Origin of the sequence: Desulfogranum marinum, assembly GCF_016918565.1 — a bacterium.
GTDB classification, from domain to species: Bacteria; Desulfobacterota; Desulfobulbia; order Desulfobulbales; family Desulfobulbaceae; genus Desulfogranum; species Desulfogranum marinum.
The window spans coordinates 2,501-3,696 of the sequence record NZ_JAFFQD010000100.1 but is presented as its reverse complement, the minus strand read 5'-3'; the positions used below and the strand labels follow the sequence as shown (position 1 = coordinate 3,696).

Annotated in this window: 2 tRNA genes and 1 rRNA gene (1 of these 3 cut by a window edge); all 3 read left to right on the top strand. The window is 47.1% G+C overall.

What is annotated here, in order from left to right:
• The first annotated feature begins 13 nt into the window (after nucleotides 1-13).
• Nucleotides 14-91 (top strand) — tRNA-Ile (locus tag JWH17_RS22905).
• A gap of 164 nt (nucleotides 92-255) precedes the next feature.
• A tRNA-Ala gene (locus tag JWH17_RS22900) sits at nucleotides 256-331 on the top strand.
• A gap of 232 nt (nucleotides 332-563) precedes the next feature.
• A 23S ribosomal RNA gene (locus JWH17_RS22895) occupies nucleotides 564-1,196 on the top strand (it continues 2,319 nt past the right edge of the window).

Sequence of the window (1,196 nt, the reverse complement as noted above, 5' to 3'; positions counted from 1 at the left end):
AGATCAAGGTCATGGGCCTATAGCTCAGCTTGGTTAGAGCGCACGCCTGATAAGCGTGAGGTCGGTGGTTCAAGTCCACCTAGGCCCACCAGGTTGAGTTGATCCAGGTTTTACTCCCCTTTCTGGAGTTAGCTGAGAGCGTATTTAAACGCTTCTACGTGCTTCAGGTTTGTTTGTTGTTCTCAGGTCGCTATAGGTATGCTATGTGGGCTGTGAACAACAAATAAAGATGGGGCATGTAGTAGTGTTTAAAACGGGGGTGTAGCTCAGCTGGGAGAGCGCCTGCCTTGCACGCAGGAGGTCATCGGTTCGAACCCGTTCACCTCCACCATTTTAAAAGCATAAGGTTAGCCTATGATTATTTTTTTGTAATCATGTGCTAACTTTAAACTTTTAGATAAGTTTACAGATCTTTGACAATTGAATAGCAGGGTATCTAAATCGTAGACCCTTTTTTGTATGTTCACCGAGGGCCGTCAGGTCAGTGTGAGAATAAGCATGCAGGAGAGGGAGTACTACAAAAATAGCGTTTAGAGTTATAACTTAGTTTACAAAAGACTTATGGTTAAGCTACTAAGGGCTGACGGCGGATGCCTTGGCACTAGGAGGCGATGAAGGACGTGGAAAGCTGCGATAAGCTTCGGTGAGCTGCTAACAGGCTTTGACCCGGAGATTTCCGAATGGGGCAACCCGGTAGAGTTCAAACTCTATCATTTATTACTCAATACATAGGTAATAAAAGCGAACGAGGGGAAGTGAAACATCTCAGTACCCTTAGGAATAGAAATCAAACGAGATTCCGTCAGTAGCGGCGAGCGAACGCGGATTAGCCCAAACCTATGAGCTTGCTTGTAGGGGTTGTGGGGCCCCGATGTGGGATTGATGAGAGATAGCGGAATGGTATGGAAAGGCCGACCATAGACGGTGATAGTCCGGTACGCGAAATCTTGATTCACCCTAGGGTGTCCCCGAGTACCACGAGACACGTGAAACCTTGTGGGAATCTGGGAGGACCATCTTCCAAGGCTAAATACTCCCTAGTGACCGATAGTGAACCAGTACCGTGAGGGAAAGGTGAAAAGAACCCCGGGAGGGGAGTGAAATAGAAACTGAAACCGTCAGCTTACAAGCAGTTGGAGCTCAAATTTATTTGGGTGACAGCGTGCCTTTTGCATAATGAGTCAACGAGTTATCCT